This window comes from Candidatus Nitrosopumilus sp., assembly GCF_965262695.1.
Lineage (GTDB): Archaea > Thermoproteota > Nitrososphaeria > Nitrososphaerales > Nitrosopumilaceae > Nitrosopumilus.
The window spans coordinates 479,700-497,177 of sequence record NZ_OZ253550.1 but is presented as its reverse complement, the minus strand read 5'-3'; the positions used below and the strand labels follow the sequence as shown (position 1 = coordinate 497,177).

The 17,478-nt window shown below is 33.9% G+C and carries 22 protein-coding genes; 14 read left to right on the top strand and 8 right to left on the bottom strand.

From position 1 onward, the window contains the following. Positions 1 to 11 precede the first annotated feature (11 nt). The 6 genes from ACQY2P_RS03175 (at position 12) to phnE (ending at position 4,292) form a co-directional block, all read left to right on the top strand. Entirely contained in the window at positions 12 to 740 is a 729-nt protein-coding gene (locus tag ACQY2P_RS03175) for a CbtA family protein (protein ID WP_428326959.1), read from the top strand. A gap of 65 nt (positions 741 to 805) precedes the next feature. Beyond that, positions 806 to 1,138: an ArsR/SmtB family transcription factor gene (locus ACQY2P_RS03170; RefSeq protein ID WP_428326958.1), complete on the top strand. Its 333-nt coding sequence runs from the start codon at positions 806 to 808 to the stop codon at positions 1,136 to 1,138. A 4-nt stretch (positions 1,139 to 1,142) separates the two neighbouring features. Next, positions 1,143 to 1,493, top strand: coding sequence for a helix-turn-helix domain-containing protein (locus tag ACQY2P_RS03165; protein ID WP_428326957.1), 351 nt, complete (start codon positions 1,143 to 1,145; stop codon positions 1,491 to 1,493). Positions 1,494 to 1,579: 86 nt separating this feature from the next. Next, complete coding sequence (gene phnD / locus ACQY2P_RS03160; RefSeq protein ID WP_428326956.1) at positions 1,580 to 2,668, top strand: phosphate/phosphite/phosphonate ABC transporter substrate-binding protein; 1,089 nt, start codon at positions 1,580 to 1,582, stop codon at positions 2,666 to 2,668. Between the two features lie 18 nt (positions 2,669 to 2,686). Beyond that, positions 2,687 to 3,517: a phosphonate ABC transporter ATP-binding protein gene (locus tag ACQY2P_RS03155; protein ID WP_428326955.1), complete on the top strand. Its 831-nt coding sequence runs from the start codon at positions 2,687 to 2,689 to the stop codon at positions 3,515 to 3,517. Further along, positions 3,501 to 4,292 (top strand): phosphonate ABC transporter, permease protein PhnE, encoded by a 792-nt coding sequence (gene phnE, locus ACQY2P_RS03150; RefSeq protein WP_428324170.1) that lies wholly within the window; start codon positions 3,501 to 3,503, stop codon positions 4,290 to 4,292. Before ACQY2P_RS03155 ends, phnE begins: the two co-directional genes overlap by 17 nt. 2 nt (positions 4,293 to 4,294) lie before the next feature. Here the strand turns inward: phnE and ACQY2P_RS03145 are convergent, their stop codons facing one another. From ACQY2P_RS03145 to ACQY2P_RS03135, 3 genes are read right to left on the bottom strand one after another with little or no spacing between them, the layout of a single operon-like run. Then, entirely contained in the window at positions 4,295 to 5,320 is a 1,026-nt protein-coding gene (locus tag ACQY2P_RS03145) for a DUF1297 domain-containing protein (RefSeq protein WP_428326954.1), read from the bottom strand. Positions 5,321 to 5,347: 27 nt separating this feature from the next. Next, positions 5,348 to 5,557, bottom strand: a complete 210-nt coding sequence (locus ACQY2P_RS03140; RefSeq protein WP_428326953.1) for a hypothetical protein — start codon at positions 5,555 to 5,557, stop codon at positions 5,348 to 5,350. Positions 5,558 to 5,605: 48 nt separating this feature from the next. After that, positions 5,606 to 5,791 carry a hypothetical protein gene (locus ACQY2P_RS03135; protein WP_428326952.1) on the bottom strand — a complete coding sequence of 62 codons (186 nt, stop codon included), beginning with the start codon at positions 5,789 to 5,791 and terminating at the stop codon, positions 5,606 to 5,608. 112 nt (positions 5,792 to 5,903) lie between these two features. On the opposite strand from ACQY2P_RS03135, the gene aspS reads away from it, so the two are divergent. The 7 genes from aspS to ACQY2P_RS03100 all read left to right on the top strand — a co-directional run bounded on the left by aspS (position 5,904) and on the right by ACQY2P_RS03100 (position 13,999). Further along, a complete protein-coding gene (gene aspS, locus ACQY2P_RS03130; RefSeq protein ID WP_428326951.1) occupies positions 5,904 to 7,214 on the top strand; it encodes an aspartate--tRNA(Asn) ligase in 1,311 nt (436 codons plus the stop codon). 10 nt (positions 7,215 to 7,224) lie between these two features. After that, positions 7,225 to 7,491, top strand: a complete 267-nt coding sequence (locus ACQY2P_RS03125) for an Asp-tRNA(Asn)/Glu-tRNA(Gln) amidotransferase subunit GatC (RefSeq protein ID WP_012215253.1) — start codon at positions 7,225 to 7,227, stop codon at positions 7,489 to 7,491. Next, positions 7,491 to 8,936, top strand: coding sequence for an Asp-tRNA(Asn)/Glu-tRNA(Gln) amidotransferase subunit GatA (gatA, locus tag ACQY2P_RS03120; RefSeq protein ID WP_428326950.1), 1,446 nt, complete (start codon positions 7,491 to 7,493; stop codon positions 8,934 to 8,936). Before ACQY2P_RS03125 ends, gatA begins: the two co-directional genes overlap by 1 nt. Beyond that, a complete protein-coding gene (gatB, locus tag ACQY2P_RS03115; RefSeq protein WP_428326949.1) occupies positions 8,933 to 10,336 on the top strand; it encodes an Asp-tRNA(Asn)/Glu-tRNA(Gln) amidotransferase subunit GatB in 1,404 nt (467 codons plus the stop codon). Before gatA ends, gatB begins: the two co-directional genes overlap by 4 nt. A gap of 2 nt (positions 10,337 to 10,338) precedes the next feature. After that, a complete protein-coding gene (locus tag ACQY2P_RS03110; protein ID WP_428326948.1) occupies positions 10,339 to 10,602 on the top strand; it encodes a hypothetical protein in 264 nt (87 codons plus the stop codon). Between the two features lie 43 nt (positions 10,603 to 10,645). After that, on the top strand, positions 10,646 to 12,571 hold the full coding sequence (locus tag ACQY2P_RS03105; RefSeq protein WP_428326947.1) for an AMP-binding protein: 1,926 nt from the start codon (positions 10,646 to 10,648) through the stop codon (positions 12,569 to 12,571). Positions 12,572 to 12,640: 69 nt separating this feature from the next. Then, positions 12,641 to 13,999 carry a pyridoxal phosphate-dependent aminotransferase gene (locus tag ACQY2P_RS03100; protein WP_428326946.1) on the top strand — a complete coding sequence of 453 codons (1,359 nt, stop codon included), beginning with the start codon at positions 12,641 to 12,643 and terminating at the stop codon, positions 13,997 to 13,999. Here the strand turns inward: ACQY2P_RS03100 and ACQY2P_RS03095 are convergent. The 3 genes from ACQY2P_RS03095 to ACQY2P_RS03085 all read right to left on the bottom strand — a co-directional run bounded on the left by ACQY2P_RS03095 (position 13,996) and on the right by ACQY2P_RS03085 (position 16,285). After that, a complete protein-coding gene (locus ACQY2P_RS03095) occupies positions 13,996 to 14,514 on the bottom strand; it encodes a hypothetical protein (protein WP_428326945.1) in 519 nt (172 codons plus the stop codon). The genes ACQY2P_RS03100 and ACQY2P_RS03095 overlap by 4 nt on opposite strands. Positions 14,515 to 14,657: 143 nt before the next feature. Further along, entirely contained in the window at positions 14,658 to 15,881 is a 1,224-nt protein-coding gene (locus ACQY2P_RS03090) for a TIGR00300 family protein (protein WP_428326944.1), read from the bottom strand. A gap of 56 nt (positions 15,882 to 15,937) precedes the next feature. Next, a complete protein-coding gene (locus ACQY2P_RS03085) occupies positions 15,938 to 16,285 on the bottom strand; it encodes a hypothetical protein (RefSeq protein ID WP_428326943.1) in 348 nt (115 codons plus the stop codon). Between the two features lie 77 nt (positions 16,286 to 16,362). Between ACQY2P_RS03085 and ACQY2P_RS03080 the strand changes: the two genes are divergently transcribed. After that, the gene (locus ACQY2P_RS03080) at positions 16,363 to 16,662 is read left to right on the top strand and encodes a hypothetical protein (protein WP_428326942.1); all 300 of its coding nucleotides are present in this window, start codon (positions 16,363 to 16,365) and stop codon (positions 16,660 to 16,662) included. On the opposite strand, the gene ACQY2P_RS03075 is transcribed toward ACQY2P_RS03080, so the two are convergent. Both ACQY2P_RS03075 and ACQY2P_RS03070 read right to left on the bottom strand, forming a co-directional pair. Beyond that, positions 16,659 to 16,883, bottom strand: a complete 225-nt coding sequence (locus tag ACQY2P_RS03075) for a hydrolase (RefSeq protein ID WP_428326941.1) — start codon at positions 16,881 to 16,883, stop codon at positions 16,659 to 16,661. The two genes, ACQY2P_RS03080 and ACQY2P_RS03075, sit on opposite strands and share 4 nt — an antisense overlap. After that, a complete protein-coding gene (locus ACQY2P_RS03070; RefSeq protein ID WP_428326940.1) occupies positions 16,883 to 17,419 on the bottom strand; it encodes an HD domain-containing protein in 537 nt (178 codons plus the stop codon). Before ACQY2P_RS03070 ends, ACQY2P_RS03075 begins: the two co-directional genes overlap by 1 nt. Between the last annotated feature and the right edge of the window lie 59 nt (positions 17,420 to 17,478).

Genomic DNA, 17,478 nt, shown 5'->3' with positions numbered 1-17,478 from the left:
GGTTCCTTATCATGAAAACATTTCTTTTTATTGTAATCGTCTTAATCTCAGGTGCGTTTGCTGGACTAATTCATGGTACAGTTAATTTTGCAATTGTAGAACCTTATCTTGATCAAGCAATAGGAATTGAAAACCAAAACTTGTTTGCATCTGGTGAAGAAGAAGACACTCCTGAATTTTGGGTAGAGTATGAAGGTTATAGAACTTGGCAGAAAAGTGGTCAAATTCTTGCCGGTGTAATTTTAGGTACTTCTGTTGGTGCACTGTTTGGTATTGTCTTTGCATTATCCCGAAATGCATTACCTGGAAATAATGACATCAAGAAATCACTAATGTTGGCTGGAATAATGTGGCTTACACTATACATCATTCCATTTTTGAAATATCCTGCAAACCCTCCAACTGTGGGTGATGGTGAAACTGTTGTGTTGAGGGCAATTTTGTATTTGTCATTTATTGCAATATCTGGATTTGGCGCAGTTGGATTTTATCAATTATCAAAGAAACTAAAAAACAACAAAAAACTTGTTGCATTGCTAGGTTATGGGGTTTTTATCTCTGCAGTATTCTTTGTAATGCCTGAAAACCCTGATGAAGTAACTGCTCCTATGGGCTTGGTAAATGAGTTTAGATTCATGTCCGTTCTTGGTGTCACCTCATTTTGGGCATCTATTGGAATTATTCTTGGATTGTTTTGGAAAAAACTGTCTCCTCAACAAGAAACTACTCACTATAGCTGATTCTAAATCTATAGAATGAGAATGAATTATCTAGTTTTAAATACAACAAATAATTTTTGAACAATGTGTCGAGAAAACTCACATTACCTCAACTAAAAAAATATGACATTACTCAAAAAGTAATAGAAGCTCTAGCTGATTCTGAATCTCGTGCAATACTGTTTTCTATAATTAGAAAAGGAAACACTGCTGCAGAGCTTTCTGATAAACTCAAAATCCCTCTTAGTTCTGTATACAAAAAATTGACAGACCTTGAAGAACTTACATTAATTGAAGTTGAAAAATGGATGTTGTCTGACAAAGGAAGAAAATACAAGGTCTATCGAAGTCGAATTAGTAAAGCAGATATCTCGATAAAGAAACCTGAACCTGTCTTAACTTTACTACCAAACAAGTGATTCTATGGCAAAACCAAACATCATTCAATTATCTGAATTTGATATTACTCAGAAAATTATCGAGTCTTTGAGTAATGTATGTACAAGAGCAGTATTGTTTTCAGTGAAAAATGAATCAAAGGATGCAACTCAGATTGCAGAAGAATTGAAAATTTCCATTTCCACAGTTTACAAGACACTTTCAAATCTTGAAGATCTTGCTTTAGCAGAAGTAGACAAGTTTGTAATTTCGCCAGAAGGAAAAAAGATCAAACAATATCGTAGCAGAATTGGAAAAGTGGAGATTACTGTAGATAATCTTGAGCCTAGTTTGAACTTGTATCCTAATACTGCTAATCCAAAATCAAGTTTATAGTTATTCTCATTCTATAGATTTAGAATTAGTCTTTGGAATGAATATCCGGTTTAAATAATTTAGCTTATCCTAATTTTTTAGAAATCATGAAACAAAAAACAACCATGGCAATCATTGTTGCATTTGTAGCTATTGGCATGGCAACAATTCCTTTGAGCCAAACCGCACAAGCACAAAGTTCTCTTCCTGATTGGATTAAGACTAATGCTGGCTGGTGGGCAGAAGGTGCCGTAGATGATTCAACTTTTCTAAATGGAATTGAGTTCCTTATAGAAAATGGAATCATCAATGTTTCATCTGATTCAAAATCTGTCGATGTTGACACCCTAACTATCGGATTTATTCCAGTAGAAAAGGCTGAAGAGTTAACTCCAAAAGCTGAAGCACTAGAACAATTCCTTGAAAGTGAATTAGGTGTTGACATTGAAGTAGTTATTCCAACAAACTATGAGACCATTATTGAAGGAATGAGATTTGGTCACATTGACGCGGCTTTTATGGATACTGGACCTGCATGGATTACTCATGAAAGAACTGGTGCAGAAGCTGTATTGGCAGAACTTGTTAAAGGTAAAGTAAATTACCAAGCAACAGTTTGGACACTAGCAGAAAATGATTCTCTCCAATCAATTGAAGATACTGTTGGTAAAAAAGTTGCATTTACCAGCATGACTGGTTCTTCTGGTTTTGTTAGACCAATGGGAACACTAGTCACTGAAGGACATGTAACAATTGAAGGTGATGATATCATTGCCTTGGAATCTGCATTGGCTGATAACTTTGAGAGTTATACCTTTGCAGGTGGTTACAAAGCAGCATTAACTTTACTTCTAGAAGAAAAAGTTGATGTAGCATTTGGTTCTGATATTGCACCAGCAAAATATCTTGAAATAGAGGATCAAAAGAAATTGCGTCCAGTTACAACTATTGGACCAGTACCATCTCATGTGTTTATGGTAAGTGCTGACATGTCAGACTCTACCAAAAACGCTCTAGTTGATAGCCTTATCAAACTAAATTATGATGAGAATAATGCAATCTTGACAGATTTGTATGGTGCTGAAGCACTAGTTCCAACTACTACTACTATGCACATAGGTGAATTCGGTGAATTCATCAATGCATTGACAGGACTTGATCAGAAGATACTCGACAAATACGACAAGAGCAAATAAAAACAGGAATTCTGAAAAATGAAACAAATTCAGATGACCGCAAACCCTTCTTTTTCTTCAATTGCTACAAAGAAAATTATCCAAATGAATGATGTTTGGACATCATATGATTCCAAAAATTTTGCACTAGATGGAATCAATCTGTCTATTGACAGAGGAACTAATTATGCCATAGTTGGGCAATCTGGCTCAGGAAAATCTACTTTGCTCAAATTAATGAACGGTATGATGATTCCTAGTAAAGGAACAATCAAAATTGATTACGTAACTCCAAACATGAATAATAAAAAATTCAAAAAGATGATGCACACTATTGGTTACATTCCTCAAAATCTTGGATTAGTAAAAAACAGTACCGTTCTTGAAAATATTCTCATTGGTGCTTTACCAAGATTAGGAAAAATTCAATCTCTTTTCAAAAAATTCCCTGAAAATGAAATTACTGAAGCTAAAAAAATAATTTCTCAAGTTGGTCTGTCTGGAAAAGAAGATAGAAAGGCATACATGTTAAGCGGTGGTGAAAAGCGAAGAGTTGCAATTGCTAGAGCATTGATGCAACATCCGACAATATTGCTTGCTGATGAAATTGTTTCAGAACTAGATCATGTAACTGCTCGTGAAATTATGGATTTGATTGCAGATGCTCAAAAAAGGATGAATCTTACTGCAATTATGGTTCATCATGACATGCAACTTGCTTTAGAATATGCAAATCGTGTTGCAGTAATTAAGGAAGGACAAAAAATTCTTGAGATTGGTGTCGAAGGTGAAACTATTGTTGATTTTCAGACTGGTGATATGACTACAGAAGAAATTATGGAGATGTATGCTGATGACGCCAAAAAATAACATTCTGATTGGAATTATTATTGCATTATTGGTTGTAGCATCATACAATGTAGAGGCAAACCCTATTGACTTTATTCAAGGATTACCTAATCTTGGAATTGTAGCTGAAGAGATGCTTTTAGTTGAACCAAAGTATATTCCAACTGCTCTTTGGGCAATGCTTGAAACAATTCAGATGGCATTTATTGGAACGATAGTTGGTGTTGCAATTGCATTACCGCTGAGTATGTTTGCTGCAAGAAACCTCAACAGCAAGTATGTTTATGCACCAATTCGTGCATTATTGGCTGCCATCCGTACATTCCCTTCGATTCTATGGGCAATTCTGTTTGTAATAATGGTCGGATTGGGCCCCTTTGCAGGTGTTCTCGCAATTATCATGTATACAATAGGTTTTGTTGCAAAATTACAGTATGAATCAATAGAGACAATTGACTCTGATCCTATGGATGCTGTAAGTTCTATTGGTGTATCAAAATGGCAATTAATCAGATACGTTGTAATTCCTGAATCAGCTTCTCATTTGCTAAGTCAGATGCTTTACATGTTTGATTACAATGTACGTCAAACTAGCATCCTTGGATTAGTAGGTGCGGGTGGAATTGGTTTCTACATTATTAATTACATCAAATTCTTTGAGTATGGAAAGGCGGCTGTCTTTATGCTAGTAGTTTTGGCAGTAGTATTGGTAATTGATTGGGTTAGTGTCAAAATTAGAGACAAATACATCATAAAATCTCAGCACGGAATGGAAGTTACTGCAAAAAATAATTGATTTTATGTTGTAACTTTATCTAATTGATTTGATTCTGTAGCAGTCTTTATTTCTCTTGCAATTCTTTTCCCCATACTCATGGTTTCATTGAATAATAGAGAGTAATATGGAGAACCATCCATGTAGATGTTTGAACCTGCAACAATTCTAGCTGAAAATTCAAATGATGTGAATTTTGCATTCTCATCATAGACTCCTTCTATACAAAACGGACCGTTCATTCCAGGTGCTACAACTCTTTTTGCAGCTTCAACAAAATTTTCACCCATTGTATACACTTCATCCAATAATGATTCTCGTAAAACTAGTGGACTATTCCCTATAACATTGAATGATGGTACTTTGTCTGATTTTAATTGCTGCTCTGCAGGAATTCTTCCCAATCCTTCAATGTCTGATTCATGTCTTTGGTCAACCCCATAGAACTCCAATTCTTCTTTTAATGGAGAATAGAAAAATGTCAAGTAAGCTAAAACTCCTGCAGCATATTCTTGAATGTATAATGTTTCATCTTTAGAAATGATTCCTTCTGAAACAAGCTGATTTCTTTTTGTATTGTAATCTTCTTCATTTGCCGCCATAAAGTAACCCTTACCTCCTGCAGCTCCCTGTCTTTTTACAATTGATAATTTTTCAATCTCACTTGGCTTTGTAACTGGTTTTGGCATTGGAAGGGTTGCTTCTCTCATGAGCTTTTCTTTCATTTCTCTGTCTGATTCCCATCTTAGAATCCATTTGTTTCCAAAGATTGGGGTCTTGATTGACTCAATTTCTTCAGAACTCATTTGTGCAATTAATGTTCCATGTGGAATCAATACTGCATTATTTTGTGCTAAGGTTGATTGACATTTCTCATCAAGAACTTCTTTGAATTTGTCTACTATGATTAATTCATCAATAAATGGAAATCTACGGTAAAGCTTCTCTCTTTTCTTCTCACATACTAGAATTGTTTTTAATCCCTCATCTTTTGCACCTTTTAGAACCTGCAGTGAACAATGAGAACCTAATGTTGCAATCGAGGTCATTCTATGCCTAACCTATAATTTTGTACTTTATGAACTATGTGCGGATGTGACATATTGGAATACTTCATCTATCAACTCTACACTGAGTTCGGGTTTAAGATCTTCTGGAATTACTTTTAAAACAAAATCATACATGGTTGTATTTTTTGGAAGTTCTTCTCTTTCTTGCAACAAAGAAAACACAGCTATTCCATTTGAGATCACTGCAACTATCTTTTCTTTGTCTGTTAGAGCCATGAAAATTATGAAAATCACTGGTAATTTAATCTAAATTTTATCTTGAGATCAAGATATTGATTTTATGATTACTTGTTTGAGGGGTTGAATATTTTTGACATCTTCACCAAGTACGTCTAATTTTAGTGAAATGTCATGTCCTCCTACTTCTGGTTCTTGTTGGGATGCATGATATCCTACATATCCGGCAACGATTATGATAAATGCGATAACCACTCCAATTAGAACGTCCATCTTATTTTGGTGTGGAATTGCTACTGGCTATAAGCATTATGAAAATTAATGCAATAGTCCACTATTTTGTATAAAAATTAATTACACCATGAAATATGGAGTACAGTAAATTATGATAGAAACTGAATTAGGAACTTTACGTAGATCTCACTATTCTGATGAAATCAACTCCTCTATGGATGGAACACAGGTTACTGTTATGGGATGGGTTTTGACAATTAGAGGACATGGCAACATCAGTTTTGCTACAATTAGGGACAAAAATGGGGATGTCTCAATTGTTGCAAAAAAGGGCGATTGTCCTGATGAAATTAGAGAAAAAATTTCATCTCTTAAAGCACACTCTTCAATTGCAATCACTGGAAATGTAAAATCCTCTGAGAAAGCCCCAAGTGGATATGAGATTGTTCCAACTGAACTTCGAGTATTTTCTGAGGTTGAAAAAATTCCTCCCTTTGAGCCTATTGCCAAGACTGTCAAAAATATTGATACTAGATTAGAGGTAAGGCCAATTGATCTTAGACGAAAAGTACTGCAACATATCTTCAATACTAGAAGTCTAGTTCTAAAATCAATTCGTAGTTACTTTAATGATCAAAACTTTGTTGAAATTAACACTCCAAAAATGATAGCAACTGCTACTGAAGGTGGAGCTGCATTGTTTCCAATATTTTATTACAACAAAGAAGCATTTCTAGCTCAAAGTCCCCAATTGTACAAAGAGCAACTCACAATGAGTTTTGAAAAAGTCTTTGAGATTGCACCAATCTTTAGAGCAGAACCTTCAAGAACTAATCGTCATCTTGCTGAAGCAATCTCAATTGATTTGGAAGAAGCATTTGTAGATTACAATGACGTCATGAGTCGTATTGAAGAAATTATCAAAGTTTCAATTAAAACTGTACAAGAATATGCAAAAGATAATCATGATACCGAATTTGTAATCCCTGAAGTCCCTGAAACTATCCCTCAATACTCTTATGATGATTTAGTAGACAAGATGCAAAAGGCTGGCGCAAAAACTGAATGGGGAGATGACTTGTATCCATCTAATCTTAAAAAAATTGGTCTTGAAGGATTTTACTTTATCAAAGATTGGCCTTTGGCTCCAAAACCATTCTATGTTAAGGATAGTAAATCTAATCCAAAAATTTCTGAATCATTTGATTTGATGTTTGGTGATTTGGAATTATCTTCTGGAAGTACAAGAATTGAAAAACGTGATGAGTTAGCTGAACGAATGAAAAACAAAGGCATGAACACTGATGCATTTGAATACCATCTTGGTGCATTTGATTATGGTGTTCCTCCTCATGCTGGATGTGGTATTGGTCTTGAGAGGCTGATTATGGCTCTTACAGGCACAGAAAACATACGTGATGTAACATTTTATCCAAGAGATGTTGATAGACTAACACCATAGGTGTAGTAAGATGGTTACAGAAGAAGAGATTGAGAAAGTTGCAAAATTAATGAAAATTGAGGTAGATGACCATAAAGAGTATGTCGACAAGGTCCATGCTATGATTGATTATTTTGATATTTTAGATTCTGCTGGAGTTGAAGATGAAGAAATATCCATGCAGGAAATTCCTATTACTGCTTTACGTGAGGATAAACACATTCCATTTGATGAAAAACTAATTGAAAAACTAAATCACTACAAAGGAACCTATGTTAGAGCCCCCAAGATGTCATAATGAATCTCAAAATCTCTGCTCTAGATTATGTACAAGAAGTACAAAATGGAAATATTTCTGCTGAAGATTTCACTGCGGCAACTTTAGAGAGAATTCACAATGTTGATGAAAAACTACATGCCTTTTTGTCTGTTAATGATGATGCAGTTAATCAAGCAAGAGAGATTGATAAGAAAATTAAATCTGGCCAAAAAGTTGGTGCTTGTTTTGGAATGCCAATATCAATCAAAGACAACATGTGTATCAAAAACAGTAAAACAACATGTGCATCAAAGATGCTTGAAAATTTTGTTGCCCCATATGATGCAACAGTAATTTCAAAACTCAAAGAACAGGATGCAATTTTTATTGGAAAAGCAAACATGGATGAATTTGCAATGGGATTGACAACTGAATTTAGTGCATTTGGACCAAGCAAAAATCCATGGAATGTTGATTATATTCCTGGTGGTTCTTCTGGAGGCAGTGCTGTTTCTGTAAGCGCATTTGAGTGTATAGCATCATTAGGTTCTGACACTGGGGGTTCTGTTAGAAACCCTGCAAGTTTTTGTTCAGCAGTTGGTTACAAACCAACGTATGGTTTGATTAGCAGATATGGCCTCATCTCTTATGCAAATAGTATTGAACAGATTGGACCTGTAACTAGAACTGTAAAAGATACTGCCTTTTTGCTAAACATGATTACGGGACTTGATCCTAATGACAATACTACTGTAGATAACAAAAATGAAGACTATCTTTCAGGCATAGAAGTGGGTATTGAAGGCAAGAAAATAGGCATAATCAAAGAGATGATGGCTGAAGGCACAGACCCTGCAGTACTTTCAGCAACAAAAGATGCCATTTCAAAACTTGAAGGCCTTGGTGCAATATGTGAAGAAATCTCACTTGATATGGTCAAATATTCTGTTGCAGCATATTACACCATTACTGCAACAGAAGCTGGAAGCAATCTTGCAAGATATGATAACTTGAGATATGGCTATGATTTTCCTGTTGAAGGATACGAGTTTAATTCTTACATTCAAAAAGCAAGAAAGAATTTTGGACCTGAAGTAACAAGAAGAATGATTATTGGTGGATTTGTTCCATCTGCGGGGCATGCTGGAAAATATTTCCTCAAAGCACTCAAAGTAAAAAGTAAACTTACCAAAGAAGTCAATGAAGCATTTAAAAAATATGATTTGTTAGTTGCTCCAACAGTTCCTATTTTACCATTTAAGATTGGAGAAAAGATTGATGATCCTGTTGCATTATTCCTAGTAGACATAAACACTGTTACTGCAAATCTTACTGGAAAACCTGCAATCTCTGTTCCATTTGCTGTTTCACATGGATTACCAATTGGAATGCAATTGTTATCTGATTCAATGAACGATAAATTATTGCTTCAAGCAGCACATGCATTAGAGAATACTGTGAAATTACCGGAGGTACCACTTTGACTAAGATGGGTTTAGAGATTCACTGTCAATTGACAAACCTTGAAAGTAAGTTATTTTGTTCATGCAAAGCAAATTATCGTCAATTTGAAATCAATGAAAATATCTGTCCTGTATGTATGGGATTACCAGGAAGTTTGCCCAGATTAAATCAAGAAGCAGTAAAAAAAGCAACAATGATTGCAATGGCTCTAAATTGTTCTACTCCTGAGAAAATTGCATTTTTTAGAAAAAATTACTTTTACCCAGATTTGCCAAAAAACTTCCAAATTACTCAACTAAACATCTATGGGGATACCAGCGTAGGCGGTCCTGGATCTATTATGGTCGGGGATAAAGAAATCCGAATTACCAGAATCCAACTTGAAGAAGACCCTGGAAGGCTGATTTATGAGGGAAGTTCGTCAAAAAACCAAATTACACTTGTTGATTACAATCGTGCAGGCACACCACTAGTTGAAATTGTGACAGAACCTGACTTTGAGAACCCAAAACAAGTACGAGAATTCCTTAACATTTTATCTGATTTGCTAGAGAATCTGGGGGTATCTGATCCTAGTTTGGAAGGTGCAATGAGGGCAGATGCAAATGTCTCAATTGAAGGTGGAAAGAAAGTTGAGATAAAAAATATTGGCTCATTTCATGATTTAGAAAAGGCAGTTCATTTTGAAATTACAAGACAAGAGAGTCTACATTCACGTGATATAGAAATTGCACAAGAGACTCGACATTGGGATGATAAAAGAAAGATAACAATATCTTCTCGTTCTAAAGAAGAAGCATTAGACTATCGTTATTTCTTAGAAGGAGATATTCCCTGGGTTACAATTGATCCTACAATTCAAGAAAACCTAAAATCTGAAATGCCTGAAAGTATTATCTCCAAAAAAGAAAGATATGTTTCAAAATATAATATTCCAAATCAAGTTGCAGATGTTTTGTCTTCAGACAAGTTTTATTCAGATTTGTTTGAAGATTCTCATACTGAATCAAATGCAAAAGAGATTGCAAACATCATTACAACTGATTTAATGGGATTAGTGGATACTAGAGAAAAACGTGAATCCTCAAAAATTACTGCAACTCATTTACGAGATTTGGCTGATGCTATACAAACAGGAAAAATTTCCAGAAATTCTGCAAAAAATGCATTATATGAAATTGTAAAAACTGGTAAAGTATTATCTCAAGTAATGTCTGATTTGGATTTGGGGAATGTTTCTGATGAATCAGAATTGCTCACAATTATCAAAGATGTAATCTCTGAGGAACCTCAAGCAGTAGAGCAAGCAAAATCTAATCCTCAAACAATTAACTATCTTGTAGGTAAAGTTATGCAAAAAACAAAAGGAAAGGCAGATCCTAAACTTACCCTGGATTTGTTAAAAAAACAGATAGAGTAAACATGCCTGAACTCACACTTGAGGACATAGAATTTATCAAAATTCTAGCAACATCTGATGCCACAATACTTCAAGCAGGCATGAATGAGGTGACTCGTAAGAGATTAGATGATCAAATAGGCGTAATTTTAAGAGAATATTATCATGAAAACACAACATTTTCAGGTACAAAACGAACAGAAGAATTTCAAAAAGCAGGAATTGATGAAGAACATGGAAAGGCAGCAATTGCATGTGCCCGACGTCTTGGAATTGACATATCGTAATCTAAAATCTTTTTACAGTCTATCTGATTTTAAAAATTGAATATTGTCTAATTTTGAATTTGTTCCAACACAAAACCAAGTTGAAAAATCTAACATTTTTCGTTTTATGAAAAAACATGGATTGTCATCACTATCTGAATTATCTAATAAAGCAAAAAATGAATTAGAATGGTTTTGGAGTGAAGTTGACAAGGATATTGGAATTGTTTGGGATTCTCCATACTCTCAAACATTAGATTTATCAAAAGGAATTGCACAATCAAAATGGTTTGTTAATGGTAAAACAAACATCTACAAATCCACAGTTGAAAAATTTGTAAAACTTACTCCAAATAAAATAGCATATCACTTTGTTTCTGAAGATGGAATAACTTCTAAACTATCTTATGCACAATTAGATGATAGAGTTTCAAAACTTGCTACTGGACTAAAATCATTGGGTGTCAGAAAAGGAGATGTTGTAGCAATTTACCTTCCCATGATTGAAGAGGCAATTTTAGCAATTTTAGCATCTGCAAAAATCGGTGCAATACAAACTGTAATTTTTTCAGGTTATAGTACTGAATCACTTCATGTTAGATTACAAGATTGCAATGCCAAAGTTCTTTTTGTTTCTGATGGTTTTTTGAGAAAAGGTAAATCTATATCTCAAAAAGATACAATGGAAAAAGCAATTCAGCAAACCAGAGTAGAAAAAACAATCATTGTAAAATACAAAGGAGTAGACAAGTATGAAAAATCTGAAAACATTGTATTTTATGATGAATTGACAGAATCTCAAAATTCTGATTGCCCTACTGAGATAATGGATTCTGAAGATCCTCTCTTTATTTTGTATACTTCAGGTACCACTGGAAAACCCAAAGGAGTTGTACATGTTCATGGGGGATTTTCTGTATTTGCTGGGCATCAGGCAGCATATTTGATTGATTTACAGGCACAAGATGTACTATTTTGGCCTGCGGATATTGGATGGATAACGGGTCTTGTCTGGAATGTCTATGGCTTGTTAATCATGGGTGCAAGCTCTGTAATCTATGATGGAGCGTTGGATTACCCAAGGTCTGATAGGGTATGGACAATTTTGTCAGAATACGATGCAACAATATTTGGAATTTCTCCTACTGCTACAAGATTGTTCAAAAAGAATAATGAAGAACCTCTGAAGAATTTTTCACTTGATAAAATTAAAAACATTCCAACTACTGGTGAACCCCTTGATGAAGATTCTTGGTGGTGGTTATTTGAAAAAGTTGGAAACAAAAAAATCCCAATAATGAATTTGTCTGGAGGAACTGAAATTGGGGGTGCAATGCTGTCTGTTTTTCCTGGAATGAAACTAAAACCCTCTACTGTTGGAATACCTGTACCTGGAATGAATCTTGATGTTGTTGATGATGATGGTAATTCTATCAAAAATGAAAATGGTTATCTGATAATAAAAGCCCCTTGGCCTGGAATGACTCGGGGATTGTTAAATGATCATGAACGATTTATTGAAACCTATTGGTCTAGATTTGAAAATATTTGGTTTCATGGTGATTATGTATTTGTTGATGAAGATGATCTTTGGTATATGCGTGGAAGAACAGATGATGTGATAAATGTCTCAGGTCATAGAATGAGTACTGCTGAAATTGAGCATACTGTAATTTCTCATGAAAAGATTTCTGATGCTGCATCTATTGCAATTCCTGATAATTTGACTGGTGAGGCAATTGTTGTATTCTTTGTTGCAGATAACAAAAATGATTCTAATTTGGAATCTACTGTATCTAATTTTATTAGTGAAAAAATTGGCAAAGTTGCAAAACCAAAATTTGTTTTCCAACTAACTGATTTACCAAAGACTAGAACTGGAAAGATTATGAGACGACTGTTAAAATCAAAATTATTGGGAAAAGAATTGGGTGATTTATCCTCGTTGGAAAATCCTCAAATTTTAGATGAAGTTCCAAAAATTGGTTAACATTTACTAACTTTTTGATACTTTCTATTTCACGTTTTATGTAATAATCAAAATGGCTGATACTGAGCATTGAAATTTGTAGTTGATCAACAAGTTGAAGACATTGAGATGCCTGAAAATCTCAAATTAAACACATTTTTGCAGGAATTTCATTCAGATTGTACTCATCCTGAGTGTGGATTTGGTTTCTATGGATTTGCATTTGGACAATCCCCATTTCCTGTGCCTAGACTAATCCAAGAGGCATTAATCAAAAACGTGAACAAGGGCGAATATGCAGCAGTACCTGGTATTCCTGAATTAAGAAATGCAATTTCAAAATATAACAAACACTATTTTGGAATGGATGTTTCTCCTGATAGAATCTATGTTGGACCTGGAACAAAAGAACTAATTTTTAATCTTTTAGAAATTTTACATGGAACAGTAATTTTACCTACTCCTGCATGGTTAGGATATCTTCCACAAATTAGATTTTTAAAGAAAAATTATCATATGTTGCCAACACGTGCAAATAAGAAAATTGCACCAAATGATCTTAAACGTCTTGCATTAAGATTACAAGACAGACAGAAAATTTTGATATTAAATAATCCTCATAACCCAACAGGATTACTTTACAATCGTTTAGAACTTGAAGAGATTGCAGATGTCTGTAGAGAATTAAACATAACTGTAATTTCAGATGAAATTTATGCACAGACAACTTATGATTTTGAAAAATTCACCAGTATGGGGAAAATTTACCCTGAAGGAACATTTGTCACAAACGGATTATCAAAATCCCATGCTGCAGGTGGATATCGTTTAGGATATGTAATTTTCCCACAACATGCAACTGATCTTAGAGCTCAATTCAAAAAAATTCTCGCAACAGAATACACTGCGGTATCAACCCCTATCCAACATGCAGCAATTCCTGGATTTGAGATTAGTCATGAAATGGATGAGTATTTTGAAATCACGAGAAATATCCATAAGATAATGGGAGAATACACTTATCATCGATTAACTTCAATTGATGGAATTAAATCGACAAGACCCGAAGCGACATTTTACTTGTTAGCTGATTTTAATGCATATGCTCCTGAATTACAGAAAGCAAAAATTACAACTTCACAAAAACTATCTGAAGCATTCATTGTACATCCATATCATACTGCAATAGTTGGTGGAGATAGTCTGGTTCTTGAAAGAACGGACTTTAGTGCAAGAATTGCATATGTTGATTATGATGGTGCCGCGGTTTACCAAAGCTATCAGGAAAACAAGCCCAAAACTCATTCAGAAAGAACAGAATTTGTGACTAAAAATGCCCCAAAAATAGTATCTGGATTAGACATGATTGAAAAATTCTTTGGTGTGCTCAAAAAAGATGCAGTTGATGAATTAGTGTTGTTGAAAAATAACGTAAAGATTCCAAATTAAGATTTTAATTTCTTTTCTAGTGTTTCAAACTCTTCTATTGTTATCTCTCCTTTTGCCAATCTGATTTGAAGAATTTCTAAAGGATTTGTTCTTGTAATTGGTTTGATAATTTTATTTTTGATAGTCTCTTTGTTAATTGAAATTTGTCTTGTATTGTCATTTACTTTTCTTTTTACCCCATATACTGCTCCAAAGAGTATTCCTAACCCTCCAATTGCTAGTGCCATATGTGCCATTTCAGAATTGTTTGTTTCTATTGGTTCTTGATGAACTAGTGTTGCATCTGCTTCTTGTATGAGTTCTTTTTTGAGAATTGAATCTATCATTGAATCTTCATTGTTAATTCCCACTGCTTCTTCTATTGTAATTCCAGGATAATTTCTATCAAACCATGATTTGTATGTTGGTTCATTGTAATATCTGTCCAAATAATATTGTTGACCTTTATTCGGATCTACAAAATCTGCTAGTGTAGTTTCTGCAAACACTTTATCGGATACTGGAATTAGAATCATTGAAAAAATCCCAAACAAGAGTATGGTCCGTATTGTCTTTTTCAACAATGATTATTAGTCATTTTTTCATTTAAAACACGCGTACCATTCCTTCATATGAAAAAATAGCAAGTTTTATTACAATTAGAAATTTTGTACCTAAATTACTTCTTTTTTCTAATTTGCTGTGCGACCATTGGTAAGAATGCTCCCACATCTGAAACAATTCCTAATGCTTGCCAGGTGCCCCTATCCATAAGTTTTGTAACTGTTGGCTGATTGATATCTACAACAATCACTTTGACATTTGCAGGTAACATATTTCCTGTCGCAATAGAGTGAAGCATAGTTGAAATCATAATCACCATCTTTGCATCTTTTAGAACTTTTTTGTATTCTCTTTGAGCTTGGGCAACATCAGTAATTACATCTGGTAATGGACCATCATCTCGGATAGAGCCTGCCAACACAAATGGAACTTTATTTTTTACACATTCATACATGATTCCTTTGGTGAGTTTTTTTGTTTTTACCATGTTTGCAATAGAACCAGCCTTGAAGACAGAATTGATAGCATCCATGTGATTTCTATGGCCATGATATGCCAATGTTGCATCATGAACATTCATTCCCAATGATGTACCTATGGTTGCATATTCTATATCGTGTACTGCTAGAGCATTACCAGCTAAAACACCATCTATGTATCCTGATCTAATTAATTCTGATACTGCATCTGAAGCTCCAGTGTGAACTATTGCTGGACCTCCAACAATGACAATTTTTCCACCTTTCTTTTTTGTATTGTAAATGTCATCTGCAACTTTCTTTGCAATATGTTGAGTTGGTCTCTCACTAGAACTTGAACTTCCCATAAACTCAAAGACGTTAGAACCTTCTCTTGGCCTTTCAGGAGGATTGATTTTAACTCCACCTTCCCCAACAATGATTTGGTCCCCCTTCTTTACATCTCTTACCGGAACACAAAATGCTCTGTTTCCCTTTACTACAATACACTTATCCATCATCATATTTTCTACCTGAATCCATTTCCCTTTATGAAAAATTTGAGTGTGGTTGTTTGTAGTGCTGTAGAACTGATCTGGCATTACATTATTTTTTGGGGATTTTTTTAGAATAATCTCTTTTTGAATTTTGGATACTGCACCTTCTCTGTAAATTGTTTGTAAAATCTCATCTAGATGTTTTTGATTTTTACCTTTAACTAATAGTCTAGCATATGATTGATCTTTTTTTCTTTTACCGATATTGATTTCTTCTACTTGAAACTCTCCTTGTAAATCCATAATTTTATCAAAGATCTTAGTCAAAATCAAAGAGTCAATTAAATGACCACTAACTTCGATCTCTTGAGAAAATTTACTCATTTTACTACTCTCCACCTAATCATAACTAAAGTTTTACGTTTTCTTTGAGGCTAGTTCTATACTGGAAGAATTACCTTTCCTTCGAATTTTGGAATGTTGTCTGTTTCAAATGCTTTTTCTAATTTTTCTTTTTGCTCTTTTGTCACACCTTGAACAATTGTTTTGGATGCACCACTATTGTCTACTAAAGCAAGGATGTATCCGCTATTGTCTGTCAAAACAAATCCTGCCGATTCGTCAACAAATGCATATAGGTTTTCTTCCCCCACAGGTTTCCAAACGTTTGATTTTGTATCAGTTAAGGCCAATGCAGGCATTGCTTTACCATCTGTTAATTTATTGAGATATTCTCGGGCATCTGCTACTCTTTTTTGACCAAGTTTTAATGCTTGAAAATATTGCATGTATGACAAATTATCTGATTGTTATAAAAACAATATTGCCTCAAAAGATAGTTATACAATATTGTTCTAAAAATTTCATGCCTCTTACAAATAATGTGATAATCAAACTAAACGAAATTACTACAATGGTTGAAGATAAATCAAAATTATCTGAATCCGAAGTTAATGAAATAAAATCAATATTCAAAGAATTGGTGGAAAATGGAGAAAGATATGATGTTGATGAGATAGAGTTTTGGTTTGAAAATGAAGGTAGTTGGAAAACTAGAGAATCTCGAATAAGAATTGCAAATCTTTCAAACTACATTCAAGACAAGCATCAGCAAACAGCTCATCTTAAAATAATTTCTGATGATGATTGTAGTTGTGGACACTAGGTCTCTAATTGCTCTAATAATCTACCTACAATCTTAGCATTTTCTTTTCTTTCAGTTAAAATTTCATCTAATCTTTCTTCATTTTTTTCTTCTTTTGTAATTATTTCAAAATATTCCTCATCTAAATCACTATTAGCTTGTAATCTTTTAATGACTTCAAATAAAATTCCTATTACTTGTTTTTGTGCATCAATTAACTCATCTTTTTCTGCTTCAGACATTAATTTTCATCAGTTATCTTTGTAAATAATTCTTTTAATTTTGGATGGGTTATGGTTTGTTTTGCAGATTCCAAGAATGTTTCTAATTTTTCTTTAGGGTATCCTTGAGATTGGTAAATCTTTGCTTGAAGTGTCATCTCTAATTTGTCAATTTGGTGTACTATTTGGCTTTCAAGGGAATTGTTTTCTTGGTATTCGTTCCAAATTTCAGCATATTTTTTCATTAATGATTCTGGTAATATCCCAATAATTTTTTCAAATGCAGAATTTTCCAATCTTTGTTTTTCTTTAACAGTCATTTTGTCTGGAACAATGTCTCCAATCTTAGACTCTGCCAAGTCGTGCAACAAAATCATTTTTAGGATTTTTTCTGAATTCAGATTTTCTAAATCTGAGATTATCATTCCAATCACTGCCATTGAAAATGTATGATCTGCAACTGATTCCGGATTCTCAATAGCTAGTTTATCAATCCAACCTTGACGTGAAATATTTTTTAGATTTGCAGCGATTTTAAAAAAATCTTCTGTCATCATACAACAATTAACACATTCTCCTAAAGAGTTTTGAGATTTTCGAACAACATAATAGTTGA